General features: G+C 49.9%; 17 protein-coding genes. 7 read left to right on the top strand and 10 right to left on the bottom strand.

The window, feature by feature from the left end:
- Window positions 1–258: 258 nt before the first annotated feature.
- Window positions 259–936 (top strand): NYN domain-containing protein, encoded by a 678-nt coding sequence (locus tag M2387_RS23720; RefSeq protein WP_259053065.1) that lies wholly within the window; start codon window positions 259–261, stop codon window positions 934–936.
- 124 nt (window positions 937–1,060) lie between these two features.
- Here M2387_RS23720 and zapB read toward each other — a convergent pair whose 3' ends face one another.
- Window positions 1,061–1,300, bottom strand: coding sequence for a septal ring assembly protein ZapB (zapB, locus tag M2387_RS23715; RefSeq protein WP_259053064.1), 240 nt, complete (start codon window positions 1,298–1,300; stop codon window positions 1,061–1,063).
- 421 nt (window positions 1,301–1,721) lie between these two features.
- On the opposite strand from zapB, the gene glpK reads away from it, so the two are divergent.
- The 3 genes from glpK to fpr all read left to right on the top strand — a co-directional run bounded on the left by glpK (window position 1,722) and on the right by fpr (window position 5,184).
- Complete coding sequence (gene glpK, locus M2387_RS23710) at window positions 1,722–3,236, top strand: glycerol kinase GlpK (protein WP_259053063.1); 1,515 nt, start codon at window positions 1,722–1,724, stop codon at window positions 3,234–3,236.
- A 92-nt stretch (window positions 3,237–3,328) separates the two neighbouring features.
- The gene (gene glpX, locus M2387_RS23705; RefSeq protein WP_259053062.1) at window positions 3,329–4,339 is read left to right on the top strand and encodes a class II fructose-bisphosphatase; all 1,011 of its coding nucleotides are present in this window, start codon (window positions 3,329–3,331) and stop codon (window positions 4,337–4,339) included.
- 98 nt (window positions 4,340–4,437) lie between these two features.
- Window positions 4,438–5,184, top strand: coding sequence for a ferredoxin--NADP(+) reductase (gene fpr, locus M2387_RS23700; RefSeq protein ID WP_259053061.1), 747 nt, complete (start codon window positions 4,438–4,440; stop codon window positions 5,182–5,184).
- A gap of 1 nt (window position 5,185) precedes the next feature.
- Here fpr and M2387_RS23695 read toward each other — a convergent pair whose 3' ends face one another.
- Complete coding sequence (locus M2387_RS23695; RefSeq protein WP_259053060.1) at window positions 5,186–5,605, bottom strand: DUF805 domain-containing protein; 420 nt, start codon at window positions 5,603–5,605, stop codon at window positions 5,186–5,188.
- Window positions 5,606–5,704: 99 nt separating this feature from the next.
- On the opposite strand from M2387_RS23695, the gene M2387_RS23690 reads away from it, so the two are divergent.
- Together M2387_RS23690 and tpiA are read left to right on the top strand one after the other, a co-directional pair.
- Window positions 5,705–6,289: a YiiQ family protein gene (locus tag M2387_RS23690; RefSeq protein ID WP_259053059.1), complete on the top strand. Its 585-nt coding sequence runs from the start codon at window positions 5,705–5,707 to the stop codon at window positions 6,287–6,289.
- Between the two features lie 136 nt (window positions 6,290–6,425).
- The gene (gene tpiA / locus M2387_RS23685; RefSeq protein WP_259053058.1) at window positions 6,426–7,193 is read left to right on the top strand and encodes a triose-phosphate isomerase; all 768 of its coding nucleotides are present in this window, start codon (window positions 6,426–6,428) and stop codon (window positions 7,191–7,193) included.
- A gap of 70 nt (window positions 7,194–7,263) precedes the next feature.
- On the opposite strand, the gene M2387_RS23680 is transcribed toward tpiA, so the two are convergent.
- The 7 genes from M2387_RS23680 to M2387_RS23650 all read right to left on the bottom strand — a co-directional run bounded on the left by M2387_RS23680 (window position 7,264) and on the right by M2387_RS23650 (window position 14,736).
- Window positions 7,264–7,986 (bottom strand): GntR family transcriptional regulator, encoded by a 723-nt coding sequence (locus tag M2387_RS23680; RefSeq protein WP_259053057.1) that lies wholly within the window; start codon window positions 7,984–7,986, stop codon window positions 7,264–7,266.
- A 58-nt stretch (window positions 7,987–8,044) separates the two neighbouring features.
- Window positions 8,045–9,085: an ADP-ribosylglycohydrolase family protein gene (locus M2387_RS23675; protein WP_259053056.1), complete on the bottom strand. Its 1,041-nt coding sequence runs from the start codon at window positions 9,083–9,085 to the stop codon at window positions 8,045–8,047.
- Window positions 9,075–10,052 carry an aminoimidazole riboside kinase gene (locus M2387_RS23670; RefSeq protein ID WP_259053054.1) on the bottom strand — a complete coding sequence of 326 codons (978 nt, stop codon included), beginning with the start codon at window positions 10,050–10,052 and terminating at the stop codon, window positions 9,075–9,077. Before M2387_RS23670 ends, M2387_RS23675 begins: the two co-directional genes overlap by 11 nt.
- Window positions 10,053–10,062: 10 nt before the next feature.
- The gene (locus tag M2387_RS23665) at window positions 10,063–11,397 is read right to left on the bottom strand and encodes an MFS transporter (protein ID WP_259053053.1); all 1,335 of its coding nucleotides are present in this window, start codon (window positions 11,395–11,397) and stop codon (window positions 10,063–10,065) included.
- A gap of 288 nt (window positions 11,398–11,685) precedes the next feature.
- Window positions 11,686–12,702 carry an LLM class oxidoreductase gene (locus M2387_RS23660; RefSeq protein ID WP_259053052.1) on the bottom strand — a complete coding sequence of 339 codons (1,017 nt, stop codon included), beginning with the start codon at window positions 12,700–12,702 and terminating at the stop codon, window positions 11,686–11,688.
- A 13-nt stretch (window positions 12,703–12,715) separates the two neighbouring features.
- Entirely contained in the window at window positions 12,716–13,342 is a 627-nt protein-coding gene (locus M2387_RS23655; protein WP_259053051.1) for a glutathione S-transferase family protein, read from the bottom strand.
- Window positions 13,339–14,736, bottom strand: a complete 1,398-nt coding sequence (locus M2387_RS23650) for an MFS transporter (RefSeq protein ID WP_259053050.1) — start codon at window positions 14,734–14,736, stop codon at window positions 13,339–13,341. Before M2387_RS23650 ends, M2387_RS23655 begins: the two co-directional genes overlap by 4 nt.
- Before the next feature lie 129 nt (window positions 14,737–14,865).
- Here M2387_RS23650 and gcvA point away from each other — a divergent pair, with 129 nt between their 5' ends.
- Window positions 14,866–15,759, top strand: a complete 894-nt coding sequence (gene gcvA / locus M2387_RS23645) for a transcriptional regulator GcvA (RefSeq protein ID WP_259053049.1) — start codon at window positions 14,866–14,868, stop codon at window positions 15,757–15,759.
- A 54-nt stretch (window positions 15,760–15,813) separates the two neighbouring features.
- On the opposite strand, the gene M2387_RS23640 is transcribed toward gcvA, so the two are convergent.
- Complete coding sequence (locus tag M2387_RS23640; protein WP_259053048.1) at window positions 15,814–16,803, bottom strand: sulfate ABC transporter substrate-binding protein; 990 nt, start codon at window positions 16,801–16,803, stop codon at window positions 15,814–15,816.
- Window positions 16,804–16,834: the final 31 nt, after the last annotated feature.

Below are 16,834 nucleotides of genomic sequence, written 5' to 3'. Positions count from 1 at the left end.
AGATGCAGCTTGAAGTATGACGGGTATACAACTCAACCCCGAACGCAGCGATGAAGTTCACTGGCTGTTGGGGTGAAAAGACCGGCCAATGAGCCGGTTTTTTCGTATCTGAAGGATCAGAAACTATGAGAACGGCTTTTTTTATCGATGGATACAATCTTTTTTACGGAGTTCTGGCCTTCTCCAGCATATACCCAAAATAATTCGAGTTGCTTGTAGGCGCTGAGTAAACCCTGGCGATGAGCATAGATACGCTATGTGATTCGGCAGGGTTTACGAAAGCAACGCCCAAGCAACTTGAAGTATGACGGGTATAAATGGCTTAATCTGCCAGCGCTACTAACCCATATCAACCAAGTACAAAACCCATCTTCTAAAACCATTATGGTTCATTACTTCACCTCACCGGTTTTACCTCGTCTTGCAACCAGAGGACGACAATCAGGTGAAGCTCAGGATGTTTATATTCGTGCCCTCAAAGCTCAAGGTGTGACTATTCATCTGGGCAGGCATAGGCTTGAACGAGGTAGCGCGCCAATATATATCGAAGGGCAGTATGCATCGAGATCGGACAAAATTGATATTTGGGATCTTGAGGAAAAAGAGACGGATGTAAACATTGCTATCAGCATGTACCGGCTTTGTTCCCGCCAGCAAAGCCTAAGTATTGATGCACGTATCGAACAACTTGTTCTTATTTCAGCAGATACTGATATGACACCGGCATTGAAAGCGATTAGAGAGGACTTTCCTGAAATAACTGTTGGTATTATCCTTCCGCACCGAGAAGGCATTGATCGTGGTGTACCCGGTTCTCTTAAGAACCACAGCAACTGGGTCAGGCGACACATCACACTTAATGAACTTAAAGCCCATCAGTTTCCTGACCGTGTACCAACCCGTAAAAAACCAGCGGATAAACCGGAGTATTGGTAACTATATGCCTGAAAAAAGGACAATGCCGCTTCCGGGCTGGAATCTGGCATTGTCACTGTTCGCTATTAAATCATGTCACCACGTTATGGTTTATTAACGCGATACAGAATTCTGAACGCTGGCGTTACACTTCTTCCATTTTACCCAGCAGAGTTTGCAGACGCTCCTGCCAGCCTTGCAGTTGTTCTTTCAGTGAGCCATTTTCACGTACCAGCTCATCTTTCTGACCTTCTGCCTGTTGCAGTTCTTGTGACACTACGTTGTTCTTTTCTTTCAGCTCTTCGATTTCCATCTGTAACAGAGTAATCGTATCAACAGCCTGCTGAACTTTTGCTTCCAGTTTCTCAAACACTTCAAATGACATTGTAAACCTCTCCTGAATGGCCAGGCGTTGATGGATGTTTTACCTGATACACTGAAAGCGACAATTCGAATGTGTCAGGATAACCCTCGCCCCGATTTCTCGGCGACGCCTTTATAAGCCTATGTGTAACACATAGCGTTAACCGATTGTAAGTAGCACGGATGCTTGTGTCCAGCGGCTTACTATGCTGTTTGCGTAACATATCATGTGTCAGCCTTTTCTCAGCCCATTCTTAAGCTAAAACACGTATTTTACGGCAATTTATCTTTCATTCTGTGCTGAATTTTGACTCCTGGCTCACTCTTTGCGAATTCACTGCTGCCACTTGTCGGTACACAAAGGGTAAAATCAGTCAGCATTGCTGTTCTGATGCAGGGAAGCTAAGCAGCAAGCGGTAAAAATATTAATTCAGGACCTGATAATGACCACAGAAAAAAAATATATCGTCGCACTCGATCAAGGCACAACCAGCTCACGTGCCGTTGTCCTGGATAATAATGCCAATATCATCAGCATTGCCCAGCACGAACTGACGCAAATTTATCCTAAATCAGGCTGGGTCGAACATGATCCACTCGAAATCTGGGCCTCACAAAGCTCAACCCTGATTGAAGTACTGGCCAAAGCAGATATCGACTCCGACCAGGTTGCCGCTATTGGAATCACCAATCAGCGTGAAACCACAGTAGTGTGGGAGCGTGAAACAGGTAAGCCTATTTACAATGCTATCGTCTGGCAGTGCAGACGTACTGCTGATATCTGTGAACAGCTTAAACAGGATGGGCTGGAAGAGTATATCCACCATAATACCGGCCTGGTGGTCGACCCCTATTTTTCCGCGACCAAGGTGAAATGGATCCTCGATCATGTTGAAGGCGCCCGGGAGCGAGCCTGGCGTGGTGAGCTATTATTTGGCACCATTGATACCTGGCTGGTCTGGAAAATGACCCAGGGTCGGGTTCATGTCACAGACTATACCAATGCCTCCCGCACCATGTTATTCAATATTCGGGATCTGGACTGGGATGATAAACTACTTAAACATCTCGACATCCCACGCATCATGCTGCCATCTGTCCGTAAATCCTCTGAAGTCTACGGAAAAACCAATATTGGTGGTAAGGGCGGCACGCGCATTCCTATTGCCGGTATTGCCGGGGATCAGCAGGCAGCGCTCTTTGGGCAATGTTGTGTTAAAGCGGGTATGGCAAAGAATACCTATGGCACCGGCTGCTTTATGCTGATGAATACCGGTGAAAAAGCCGTAACCTCAAGCCACGGTTTGTTAACCACCATTGCCTGCGGCCCGAGCGGTGAAGTGAACTATGCTCTGGAAGGCGCCGTGTTTATGGCAGGAGCTTCAATTCAATGGCTGCGCGATGAGATGAAGCTTATCCGTGATGCTGATGACTCCGAATATTTCGCCAGCAAAGTTCCGAACAGTAACGGCGTTTACGTAGTACCGGCCTTTACCGGCCTGGGCGCGCCTTACTGGGATCCATACGCCCGCGGCGGTATCCTGGGTCTGACTCGTGGGGTCAATGCTAACCATATTATCCGCGCTACCCTTGAGTCTATCGCCTATCAAACCCGGGACATCCTGGAAGCGATGCAAGCCGACTCAGGTATCCGTTTACATGCTCTGCGCGTGGATGGCGGTGCGGTCGTGAATAACTTCCTGATGCAGTTCCAGTCCGATATCCTCGGAACCCCGGTAGAACGTCCCGCAGTACGCGAAGTGACAGCTCTGGGAGCTGCTTATCTGGCAGGCCTGGCAGTCGGTTTCTGGCAAAACCTTGATGAACTGCAAGATAAAGCGACTATCGAGAAAACCTTTAAGCCTGGTATTGAAACCACCGAGCGTAATTACCGTTATGCTGGCTGGAAAAAAGCGGTGAATCGTACTTTGCACTGGGAAGATGAACAAGAACGTTAATATCCAACTCATATCAGGCAGATCGGCACTCTGAGGTCGTTTTCTCTCTGTGCTAAACTCCATCTTAATTCTGCCTGATAAGTGAGTATGTAATGAAACGAGAACTGGCTATCGAATTTTCCCGTGTGACCGAAGCTGCAGCCCTGGCAGGTTACAAATGGTTAGGTCGTGGCGATAAAAATACCGCAGATGGTGCTGCGGTACATGCAATGCGCATTATGCTCAACCAGACTGATATCGACGGGCAAATCGTGATTGGCGAAGGTGAGATTGACGACGCACCTATGCTCTATATCGGTGAAAAAGTCGGTACCGGAAAGGGTGATCCGGTAGATATTGCTGTCGACCCTATCGAAGGAACGCGTATGACAGCCATGGGTCAGGCAAATGCCCTTGCTGTTATGGCGGTCGGTGATAAAGGCACCTTCCTGCACGCTCCTGACATGTACATGGAAAAATTGGTCGTCGGTCCTGGTGCAAAAGGCGCTATTGACCTTAATCTTAGCCTGGAAGCTAACTTGGGCAATATTGCTCAGGCGCTGGGTAAACCGCTCGGTGAGCTGACCGTGACTATTCTGGCTAAACCACGCCATGATGCCACTATAAGCGCACTGCAGCAGCTGGGAGTCCGGGTATTTACCGTTCCGGATGGCGATGTCGCCGCCTCGATCCTCACCTGCATGCCAGACAGTGAAGTTGATGTGCTGTATGGCATTGGCGGCGCACCGGAAGGTGTCATTTCTGCCGCAGTAATCCGCGCGCTGGATGGTGATATGCAAGGCCGCCTGCTGGCGCGTCATATTGTTAAAGGCGACAACGAAGAGAATCGTCGACTGGGCGAAGCAGAATTAGCCCGCTGCAAGGCGATGGGAATCAATGCCGGTGAAGTCCTGAAACTGGAAGATATGGCGCGCAACGATAATGTCATTTTCTCCGCAACCGGCATCACCGCAGGCGACTTACTGGACGGAATTACGCGCAAAGGTAACATGGCAACGACGGAAACATTACTGATCCGCGGTAAGTCTCGCACCATTCGTCGCATCAAGTCGATTCACTATTTAGACCGTAAAGATGTCAATGTTCAAAAACATATTCTCTGATAACGAGATTTGTTGGTTCGAGCTTTCAGCCTAATCCAGGCTGGCAATGTCTCCTGAACCGGGTAAAAATAGTCAAAACATCGCAACGGGAGCATGACATGGCAGATTGGGTAACAGGTAAAATCACCAGTATTCAACACTGGACCGATACACTTTTCAGTCTCAAGGTACATGCCCCTGTAGCCCCCTTTACTGCGGGGCAATTTACCAAAATTGGTCTGGAAATTGACGGGGAACGCGTTCAGCGCGCGTACTCTTATGTTAATGCACCCCATAATCCTGACCTTGAGTTCTACCTGGTTAACGTTCCTGAAGGTAAACTCAGCCCGCGTCTGCACGCTATGCAGCCTGGGGATGAAATACTGCTGGTCAGTGAAGCCGCAGGGTTCTTTGTACTCGATGAAGTACCTGACTGCAATACCTTATGGATGTTAGCCACCGGTACCGCGTTAGGGCCTTATCTTTCGATACTTGAGGAAGGCAAAGACTTAGAACGGTTTGAGAATATCGTTCTGCTACACGCGGTGCGCTACAACCATGATTTAAGCTATTTACCCGTTATGCAGCAGTTGGAAGAACGCTACGCGGGTAAATTACGTATCCAGACGGTTATCAGTCGTGAAGTGGTGGCGGGCGCTCTGTATGGCCGGGTTCCGGCCCTGATAGCCAGCGGCGAACTGGAAGCCGCTGTCGGTCTGTCAATGACGCCGGAAACCAGCCACGTGATGCTTTGTGGTAATCCGGAGATGGTACGCGACACCCAACAACTCTTGAAAGAAACCCGGCAGATGACGAAACATTTACGTCGCCGACCGGGTCATATGACTGCCGAACATTACTGGTAAGTTAGCGGTACTTCACTTCACTGGTCTCATCACCAAAGCGATTACTGCCCTGGGTGCCGAGAAAACTTCCCAAGTCTATCAGCATCATGACGAGGATCAGTGTTGGCAGAAAGCGGCCCAGACCCCACTGCCAGAAGCCACCAAAGACTTCCCAGTTACCGGCAAAAAGTAGCCAGGCAGGAATAAAAAGGAGTGCCCACCAGCCTTTTTTATTCCTGTCGTGCAGTCGTTTAACCACCACGGCAGCAGTCGGTATCAATGAACCCGATAAAAACAGACCGGCAGTGGAGTAAGGCATAATTTCTGCACCCGCCAGGGTAAATAAGATGGCCAGGCCGACAATCCAGACGCCAATCCAAATCCAGAAATCACGACGTCCTATACGTCCTTTAAAAGAAAACAACCATTGTTGTAGGGTCATCACTCAAATCCTTGCTATCGTCTTATCCGACAGTGTACCTGTTTTGACAAGCCCGCGAATTGCCGATTTAATCAATCAGGGAAAATCACCAGGAGAAGCATGTTGATAAAGTATCTGCTGCCGGTCATATTACTATTCGTCAGTCCTGTCGCACTCAGCCAGACAGAGAACTCTCCTGCCTTGAAAGTTGCGCCTTACCTTCTGCCCGGCTCCCCAACCTTTGATTTAACTATCACCCAGTTTCGTAGCACTTTTAACAGTGAAAACCCGACGTTACCACTTAATGAATTCAGGGCGATTGAATCAAATCGTGATAAAGAAAATCTGACACGGGCAGCAACCGCTATCAATGAGCACCTTTACGCTTCTGCCGCTCTTGAGCGCGGAACATTAAAAATCAAATCACTCCAGATAACCCGGCTTCCGGTCAAAAGCTCGGAACAAAAAGCCGCGAAGGAAAAAGCCACCGAATATATTGCCGCGATCATTCGCAGCTTCAGTCCGTCACTGTCAAAACAGCAAAGCCTGGAAAAAATTAATAAACTGCTGAGTGAGGGGAAAAATAAGCGCTATTTCGCTCAGAATGATGGCCCACTACGCTATGTTGTCGTAGATAACGGCGATAAAGGGCTTACTTTCGCTGTTGAACCGATTAAGCTGATGCTATCGGATACATTAAGTTAGCGCAGATAATTGACAAAAAACAGAGTCATTCCTGCGCTGAGTCTTTATACTCTTTGAAACACCTGACGCCTTAGAGCCTGATGAACAGACGCTAAGGCGTCGATTCTTTTTAATGCTTACCGCGTGGAGAATTGAAATGAGACATCCTTTAGTGATGGGTAACTGGAAGCTTAACGGCAGCAAACATATGGCGCATGAGCTGATTGCGGATCTCCGCAAAGAGCTGGCTGGCGTTGATGGTTGTGGTGTAGCTATTGCACCTCCAGCAATTTACCTGGACCTGGCGAAACACGCAGCTTCAGGTAGCCATATCATTATTGGCGCCCAGAACGTTGACACTAACCTGTCTGGTGCCTTTACCGGTGAAACTTCTGCTGACATGCTGAAAGATGTCGGTGCTCAGTACATCATCATTGGCCACTCAGAGCGTCGTACCTATCACGCAGAATCTGATGAGCTGATTGCTAAGAAATTCGCGGTACTGAAAGCAGCAGGGTTAACGCCTGTACTGTGTATCGGTGAAACTGAAGCTGAAAACGAAGCGGGTAAAACCGAAGAAGTTTGTGCACGTCAGATTGATGCCGTTCTGAAAACTCAGGGCGCAGAAGCATTCAACGGTGCTGTTATCGCTTACGAACCAATCTGGGCTATCGGTACTGGTAAATCAGCAACTCCTGCGCAAGCTCAGGCTGTTCACAAATTTATCCGTGACCATATTGCCAAAGTTGACGCAGACGTCGCTCAACAAGTCGTTATCCAGTACGGCGGTTCTGTTAATGCTGCTAACGCTGCTGAACTCTTTACTCAGCCAGACATCGACGGTGCGCTGGTCGGCGGTGCTTCTCTGAAAGCTGACGCCTTCGCTGTTATCGTTAAAGCCGCTGCTGCTGCGAAAAAAGCGTAATCGTCACGACGCTTACGCGTCGTAAGATTGCTTTTATAAAGGGAAAAACGGTGTTTTTCCCTTTATTGCATTAACGGTAATGAATCTCTCCGAAATACTCCGATAACACATAGTAACGGCAATATTCGAAAGGTCGCGACTCACCCGCCATAAATGTCTGTCGGGCAACGGAGAGTAACGGCTTGTTGGCGGGAATTTGTAACTGTTCGCAGAGCGAGACACCTGGCAGAATGGCCTCCACTTTTTCTATCGCAGAGTCACTTTTCACATTCAATAGCTCATACAGCGACGTATGCTCAAGTTCTTGTGCCGTCAGCGATAAGTCCGGGAAAAAAGACAAATCTATGTAGATTTTTTCATGGTTGAACGGACGATTATTGAGGAGGCGAACGCGAGAGATATAAAGATAGTTATGATGGGAGGGTAACCCCAGCCCGTCTTCATAGGCATCACGGGCCCGACGCTGTTCAATATCGATAATACGGTTTTCTATCGCAACGCTTGCATCACGCAAGTCGCTGGTAATCCCCCGAAAGGTATGACCGTAGCTAACACCCTCAGGTACTGCACTAACGACCGAACCACTTCCCCGCTGAGAGGTAATAATTCCCGCGTTAATAAGCTCACCCCATGCCTGTTTCACGACAATTAATGAAACATTGTAAGTTTGAGCCAGCGCTTTCTGGGTCGGTAATTGACTACCTAGTGGTAAGGCACCATTTTGAATCTGCTTGCAGATGATATAAAACAACTGTTTATAGAGGGGGGTAAAGCTCGTCTTATCAACCTGCAAGTTGTTTACCTCAAAGTTTAAGCCGGAACAGGGATGACTGTCCCGGCGACAGATAGCGCTAGTGTGCTATCTGTCTGGCAAGTTCAGCCAAGTCGAAATGATTCATACGATCAATGGTAGTCAAGTAGTCTGCCGGGAAGGCATCCACACCATGGAAAGCACCCACCAATGCACCCACCATAGTGGCAACCGTATCGGTATCATTGCCGATATTAACGCCAGAAATAATAGCATCAACGGCAGAGGTCGAACAGCAGGCAAACAGACCAAAGGCAGCCGGTACCGCTTCACTGACATGCAGACCAGAACCAATGATATCAGCAAGTTCCACAATCGCCGTTTCCCAGCTCAGATGACGTTTGCCAATTTCTACCGCCAGCTCAATACGACGCGCAACCGAAGGTCCGGCAACCATCATGGCCCCCTGCTCTTGCGCTAACCTATACCCTCTGTCAGCACCATAAATTCCCGCGGCAATAATACTGTCTGCGCTGGTGACGTTTTGCAGTGCCTCACTGGTTGCCGCAGCCATCGCCGCGGCACCAGACATGGCCAGTACGTTATTGTGAGTAAAGCGGGAAATATCCAGTGCGCTCTGAATAGCGGCCTCAATATTGCCAGGATGCAAAACAGCGGCTGGCCAGATTTTCATGGCAGAACCATTGGTCGCCTCAGCGTTCCCCTTATTGATAATTTGTACTGACTGCTTCTCACCTTCCAGATCGCCCTGCAATGAAGGACGATTATCATTGAAGATAGTCTTCATCGCCGCCCGGGTTGTCGGCCCGGTAAAGTTGGCATAGAAAGGATAATCCAGCCAGCATTGGAAGGCTTCGCGCATCGCAACATCACTGACCTGACGCTGGTGTTTCAACAGAGCATCAATAATGTATTTCGCCTGAATAAAATCATCGGTACACATACCCGCTTCGTTGCAGCGGCCAAAGGTATCAGCAGGAGGTTTTTGAAACCCTGTCACCCAGCCACCAAAATACTCGCGGATTTGCTGCTGAGTACGTACTTCAGTTGCTGCCCCCATGGCGTCCGCCGCCGCAGCGCCAACCAGGCACCCGAGAATTTTGTTGTGTTCAGCTTTCATAAATAACTCCTGATGTTTTGATATGACTTTCCAGAAAATGACGGGTACGAAAAGCAGCTAGCTGGTGGGGATAAGGCAATGCCGTCATCGCCCCTTTTGCCGTGACAACCATCGCCCCGCATAAATTCGCATTAGTAATGGCCTCAGCCAGCTTTTGGCTATCCCGAGTTAATGAATGAGAAAGGGTATGAAGTAAGCCGCCGACAAAGGCATCCCCGGCACCTGTGGTATCGACAGGTGTAATTTTGGGTGCCGGGAACAGATGTTCTTCGCCCGAGGAAATTAATAGCGCCCCTTCGGCACCTAAAGAGATGATGGAGGTATCGCACCCTAGCTCACTGATGATATGACGAGCATCCTGCCAGCGCTCAACCTGCCCAACCCAGCACAGCTCCTCGGCTGAGACCTTGCAGATAGACGCAAGGCTAATCGCCTCACGCAGTAAAGTGAGGATCTCGTCCGGGCTTTGCCACATAGCAAGGCGCAGGTTCACATCGAACATGACATGGCCTCCTGCTGCTTTCATGCGACGCGCCCCTTCAAGGCAAGCCTCACGCGATGGGCTGCTGGTCAGGCCTATCGAGCTAAAATAAAACCATTCGTTTGCTTTAAACACCGGCAGATCTTGCTCGCAGACAAACATTTCAGCGCCTGGGTGAACGAGGTAAGTAAAACTGCGTTCACCTTCTGGGGTGAGATTAACCATCAACACTGAACTGGTTTGTGTGGCATCAAGCCTCAAAGCTTCGACACCTACACCGTTATCCTGGAGTGTCTGCCTGAGAAAATGTCCCGCGTCATCATCCCCAAGACAGCCAATAAATTCGCTATGACCGCCTAAACGTGCAATGCATACCGCTACATTTGCTGAAGCGCCCCCCGGGCACTTCAGATAGGTCTCTGTGGTTTCGGGTACCAGGTCGACAGAAGCATCGCCAATGACCCATACTTTATTGCGATAGCCCATTCACTCCTCCTCAAGCGTGGCGCTGTGCCAGTTCAGCCTGAATGCTGCGATAGTACTGATTGTTGATAATGTATTTTTTCATCAGTAGCCCGGTTATCAGGTGAAAAACAGCCGGGATAACGGTCATCATCAGGGCAATACCGACAAGTGAGCGTGCACTTTGTTGAGTGTCAGCCTCATAACCAAAATAGCTAAGCAGGAAACCTAATACGCCCCCGGCGATCCCCATTCCGAATTTCTGGAAAAATAAGATGCCGCCAAACGCTAGCCCGGAAACGCGCAGTCCGGTTTTCTTTTCCCCATAGTCCACCGCTTCAGCAATAGAAGACCAGAAGACGGGCATTTGCATGTCGCAGAAAAAATTGATGAGAAAATAAAAAACAAAGGCGAGTATCAGATTCTCCTGACCGACACAGAAATACATGGCGGCGCTCAGAGCAAAGGTCATCAGCTGGGTATAACGGAACATTTTAATTTTGTCCCAAAACTTAGTGACCCATGTTGTGGCAATCATCGCCAGAATAGAGGCGACTACCCCGGCAGTCAGGAAAGGCGATATCAAACTATCCCCACCTCCCAGATAATATTTAGCGTAATAGGCAGCAACGGAGCCACGAATCACATAGCCACACATCAGTAACATGATAACGATGCCGAGAATAAGCCACTGATCGTTACGCAGTAGGTTAGTAAACTGCTGTTTAACCGTCATAACCGGGAGCTCTGGTTCGCTCCGTTCGCGAGTGGTTAAAAAACAAAAGATAAAGAGTACCGCGCCCATGGCTCCCATAATTCCCATTGAGAGCTGATAACCCAGAGCCTTATTGCCCTGGCCTAGCCAGACTGCCAGCAGGGGTACAACAATAGTGACCAGGAAGGCTGCTATTTTGGTCATCACAAAACGGTAACCGTTCGCGCTGAGTCGTTCTTCGGGATCGGAAGTAATGACGCCTATCAAGGAGATATAGGGAATGGTGATAGCGGTATACACCAGCGTCATCAGAATGTAGGAAAAGTACGCCCAGGCTAGTTTTGTCGTATAACCCGCATCAGGGGTAATAAACATCAAATAGACGGCGAAACCAAAGGGAATAGCGAACCAGAGTAACCAGGGGCGATAGCGACCCCAGCGCGTAGAGACCTTATCCGTCAGCATTCCCATAGCAGGGTCAATAATGGCATCTATCAAACGAACAATAACTAATAGCACGCCGACATCTGCTGCTTTTAACCCGTAAATATCAGTATAGAAATAAGCAAGAAGGAGTTGCATGGCGACAATCACCACATTAATCGCCATATCCCCGGCGCCAAAACCCACTTTTTCCACGATAGACAATTTCATATCGGTATTCCTTTTGCGGCATAATCGCAAGAATTTTTGAAAAAATAATGATGTAAGCACTTGAAATAAATGAAATTAACGCAAACACGAATCATGACACCGGGATGCTATGCGTTGGGAGAGAGTGTAAAGCACTCACAAAAGATATAAAGGCATACCTTTATATCTTTTGATCGAGTTCACATTAATTTAACTTTCGCGGAAACGCTTAAGATAAGCAATTGAGTCTATTTTTAGTCAATACAACGGGATACTGAGGACTTAATAAATCTGCATATGTTTCGTCCATTACCAGTCTGCTGGCTGGGCTGAACCCCCCTGATGAGTCGGGAAATGGGGCAACACTTCCTCCGCCAGCTCCTGAATAACTTCAGCCGCAGGCCGCTGTGAGAACTGAATACCCAGCGCCGCATGATTAACCCCCGCCGCCCGCCACTCTTCCAGCAAACTCAAGAGTCCGATACGTCCGGTTCGTAGCACAAAGCCGCCGCGTAATGGCGTTCGCGGATAGTGAGGGTCATCTACCAAATCCAGCCATTCATTGGTCATATGCGGCCGGAATCCACCATCAGGAATCAACGCCCGCCAGGCACGAATTTTCTCAGCCAACTGCTGCGGCCCTCTCGAGGTATGTGTCGGCCCCGGATAAGTCAGCCAGCCATCAGCATGCTCCGCTATCCAGTCTGGCGGCTGCCCCGATGAGCTGGTGATAATCAACGGTATCGCGCCACTGAGCGGCTCAGGGAGTAGTTCAGCGTTATCAAAATGGCCGAGCGGTGAATCGATAGCCAGCCTTCCTGGCTGCATAAGTTGGCGGAAATAGGTCACCGCCTGAGCAAATCGTTCACCTCGTTGCTCGCGCTCGATACCATAAGCCTGAAATTCAATTGGCCTGTCACCTGAGGCTATTCCCAGCACCAGCCGCCCCCCTGATAGCTGGTCGATAGTGGTTGAAGCTTTAGCTAAATCGATGGGATGACGTAGCGAGAAAATAGCGCTACCGGTTGCCAGAGCGACCTTTTTCGTCCGCGCAGCAAGAAAAGACAGGTAAGTGAAAGGATCGAATACTTGCCCGGCATCGCCAAACAGAGGATCAAATAAGGGTACATCGCGTACCCAAACGGCCGCAAAGTCATGCCTGTCGATAGCCTCGACCAGCTCCGCCTGCCCGGCCAGAACGCGCATATTCCCTTCATAGAAACGCAGCGGCAGAAAGATACCTAAAGTCAGACTATCGGGTGCGAACATACGCCGGTAACCGGGGTGCGCGTGGAATGCGGAAAACGGTGTTCCATTGATGGTCATAGTGAAATTCCTCTTATGCGCCGGTTGCCGGAGCAGGCAATGTGATACCTCTGGCAACCGCAGGTCGCTCTGCCACGCGCTGATACCAGGTACTCAGATGCCGGTACTGACTGAAATCAAAATCAATAATCCGGGCAATATGCGACCAGCCAAACTGGGCGATATCGGCAATGGAATAGTCTTTTCCAGCCAGCCATAAGCGACCGTCAGCCAGATGATTGTCGAGCACCGCAAAAGCACCGTTAGTCAGCTGGCGATAGCGTTCGATAGCCACCTGATTCTTTTTTTCGGCGAAGAGTTCAAAATAGACCCGCTGGCCGATAATCGGACCAACGCTGGATGAGTGAAATTGCAGCCACTTAATCGTCTCCCAGTGTGCTATGGGTTCTGCTGGCAGCAGCTGGCTACTTTTCTCTGCCAGGTAGAGCAGAATAGCCGCTGACTCAAATAATGTGATACCCGTTTCATGGTCAACAATAACCGGAATACGACCATGCGGATTCAAAGTGAGAAATTCATGGAGTCGGTGCTCCCCCCTATCAATACGTACGTGATGTAGCCGGTAAGGCAACCCCAGCTCTTCCAGAGCAATCGTCACTTTGAACCCATTAGGTGAACTATCCGTGTAGAGATCGATCATAGCGCTACTCCTGAACGGATACGTTTCCCGGGAAGGATAAGCGCTGCACAAACCAGGCCTACCACAACCATACAGGCGGAGATCAGGATGGCGTAGCTGAAGCCTTGAGTCGCACTCCCTCCGCCAGCCAGTACCGCGATACTGACAGCAACACCAACAGCCAGACCCACTGCCGAACCCACCTCCTGGGTCGTGGTAAGCATGCCGCCCGCCAGACCGTGATCGGCGGCATCCACTCCCTCAATACCCGCCACAGTCCAGGCAGGAAAAGCGATACCGTAACCAATGCCTGCAAGTAGAGTACCTGGTAGTATGGACAGGCTCCATGAAGCATCTGCTGATAGCGAGGTACCCAGTAATGCCAGCCCGCTGATAAATAACGTCAGGCCCCCCAGGATAACGGGCTTAGTATCCATTCGGGCTATCAGGTTAGGCCCAATCCAGGCGCTGGAGAGTGTGAAAGCGGAGGCCATAGGCAACAGACCCAGGCCAGTCTGGGTTGCTGTGAACCCTGATATCTCCTGCATATAGAGCGCGACGACAACAAACGTGGGGCCTAATGCGGTATTTGCTAACAGAGAGACCAGATTCGCGCCGCCAGCTGAACGCCGCCAGAAGACAGGTAATGGCATCAACGGCGATTCGACACGACTTTCCAGGTAGACAAAGCCCGTTAACAGCCCAAGCGCCAGCAGAATCAGTCCAAAAGTAGCAGGCGATGCCAGGCCAATATGCTCACTGTTAGCAAAAGCGAAGACCAGCATTGCGGCTCCACTGGCCACCAGCATTGCGCCCCAAATATCGAGACGGCCGGATGCCGTTTGCGCGTCCGGCTTGCCCACCGGCAGAACACCTGACAAAGCGATAACCAGTACACCAACAGGTACGTTAATCCACAGTACCCAGCGCCATCCCAGCAAATCGGTGATTATTCCGCCCAGAATCAGGCCTGCAACAAATCCGCTGGCGGCCACTGCCGTCCATGCCCCCAGGGCACGGTTACGCGACTGTGGATCACTAAAGACCGTCAGTAGCAGAGAAAATGCGGCTGGTGAGAACATAGCCGCACCCAGACCTTGTAGCGCGCGGGTGGTAATCAGCATCGCGGGATTTTGTGAGAAACCGCCCACCAACGATGCCACGGTAAAGAGTATCAGCCCGGCGAGAAACATACGTCGCCTGCCAAACATATCGGCCGCCCTACCACCCAGTAGTAAAAAACCCGCGATAGCCACGCCATAAGCGTTGATAACCCACTGTAGCCCGCCCGGCGTGAAGCCGAGACTATGCTGGATTTGAGGCAGCGGGATCATGGTGATAGAAAAGTCGAGCAGTGCGACAAACTGCGTGGTGCAGAGCAAAATAAGGCATAGTCGCCAGTGCGGGTGGGTCATTGTGACACTCCAATTGATTTAGTTTTACTAAATATGATGATTTTTTCTAAACTCGTGTCATCATGGTCTCAGTCACTAAAAACCTGAAGCGATCATTTCTGCTTTCACCATTGAGGAATGCTAAATCACATGCCGACATCACTCCCCTTGCAAGCTCTGCGTACCTTTGTCGAAGTCGGGCAGCACGGCAGCATAAAAGCAGCCGCAAGAGCACTTCATGTCACCTCTGGTGCGGTGAGTCAGCAGATTCGCTTGTTAGAAGACCGCCTTGAGATGGCGTTATTTACCCGGGAACGGCAGGGATTTCGTCTTACCGAAGCAGGAGCCAGCGTCTATCCATCACTACTCGAAGCCTTCGGGCAAATAGATAAAGCCGTAGAAACGCTGGAAGCGATTAAGGGACTACAGACTCTGACGGTAAGCACTGTTGCCACTTTCGCGGCATCCTGGCTGGTACCACGTTTGGGACGCTTTAAAGAGCTGCACCCGCAGATAGAAGTCCGGGTCGAAGCCACTTCGGCTTTGGTCGATTTACGTCGTGACAGGGTGGATGTGGCGCTGCGACATGGACTGGGTAACTACCCCGGTCTGGAGACCATTCATCTGATGGCCCCGGTTCTCATTCCGGTGGCAAGCCCTGGATTAGTCTCAGGCAACCATGCTCTGCAGACGCCAGAAGACTGCCTGAACTACTCTCTGCTGCATGATTGCGATCGGGCAGACTGGCCGTTATGGTTCGCCGCCCACAACGTGGCGGAGGATCAGAGGGCTGAGCGGGGTTCGTCATTTGAGGATGATTATCTGCTGATCCGGGCCGCTGCTGCAGGCCAGGGGATTGCTCTGGTTCCAGAGGAGTATGCCCTTGAGGAAATTGCCGCCGGACGCCTGGTTCAAGTGCTGGATAAACCCTGGCCGGCACGCTTTGCTTATTACCTGGTAACGACGCCCGAGGCGATACAGCGCCCTGAAGTTCAGGCATTTACTGACTGGATCAAGGAAGAGGCTCAGGTATCCAGGCAATAAAAAAAACCCGAAGGCATCTGCCATTCGGGTTTTTTTAATGAATATGAGGCCTGATTATCTTTTGCTGATCTGATCGAAAGTCCCGCCGTTAGAGAAGTGGTCTTTCTGTGCCTTAGTCCAGCCACCAAACTCTTCATCAATCGTGTATAACTTCAGTTTCGGGAAGGTGCCTTCGTATTTAGCAGCCACTTCAGGCAAACGCGGGCGATAATAGTTTTTCGCTGCAATTTCCTGGCCTTCAGGCGAGTAGAGATACTGCAGATAGGCTTCTGCAACTTCTTTAGTCCCCTTCTTATCAACGACTTTATCGACAACGGATACTGTCGGTTCAGCCAGAATAGATTCACTCGGGGTGATAATCTCAAACTTATCCTGACCCAGTTCACGTGTTGCCAGCAGGGCTTCATTTTCCCATGCTATCAGCACATCACCGATTCCACGCTCAACAAAAGTACTGGTTGAACCGCGAGCACCGGAGTCAAGAACTTCAACATTCTGGAAGAGATTTTTAACAAACTCTTGTGCTTTTACCGGGTCATTGTTGTTGTGATGTAATGCGTAACCCCAGGCCGCCAGGTAGTTCCAGCGTGCTCCACCTGAGCTTTTCGGGTTCGGAGTAATCACCGAGACACCCGGTTTAATTAAATCGTTCCAGTCGTGAATTTGTTTTGGATTACCTTTACGCACCAGGAAAACGATGGTTGAGGTATAAGGGGCTGAGTTATTCGGCAGACGCTTGATCCAGTCTTTATCCACACGACCACGCTCGGCAATCGCATCAATATCATAGGCCAGCGCCAGGGTGACAACATCAGCTTCAATGCCGTTAATCACCGAGGTTGCCTGTTTACCTGAGCCACCATGAGACTGACGAACCGTGACATTATCGCCGGTCTGCTGTTTCCAGTGAGCGCTGAATGCTTTGTTGTATTCATCGTACAGTTCACGCGTCGGGTCATAAGACACGTTGAGTAACTGAATATCTTTCGCCAGCACACCGCTTGATGCCAGCAATAATGTTAGTCCTACGCCCCACTTGTTCATTGCACATTCTCTCTCTGGAAATTGATAACTT

It is taken from the genome of Klebsiella sp. BIGb0407, from assembly GCF_024807845.1.
GTDB lineage: Bacteria > Pseudomonadota > Gammaproteobacteria > Enterobacterales > Enterobacteriaceae > JGM124.
The sequence above is the reverse complement of the archived record's forward strand: the minus strand, read 5'-3'. Positions and strand labels throughout refer to the sequence as shown.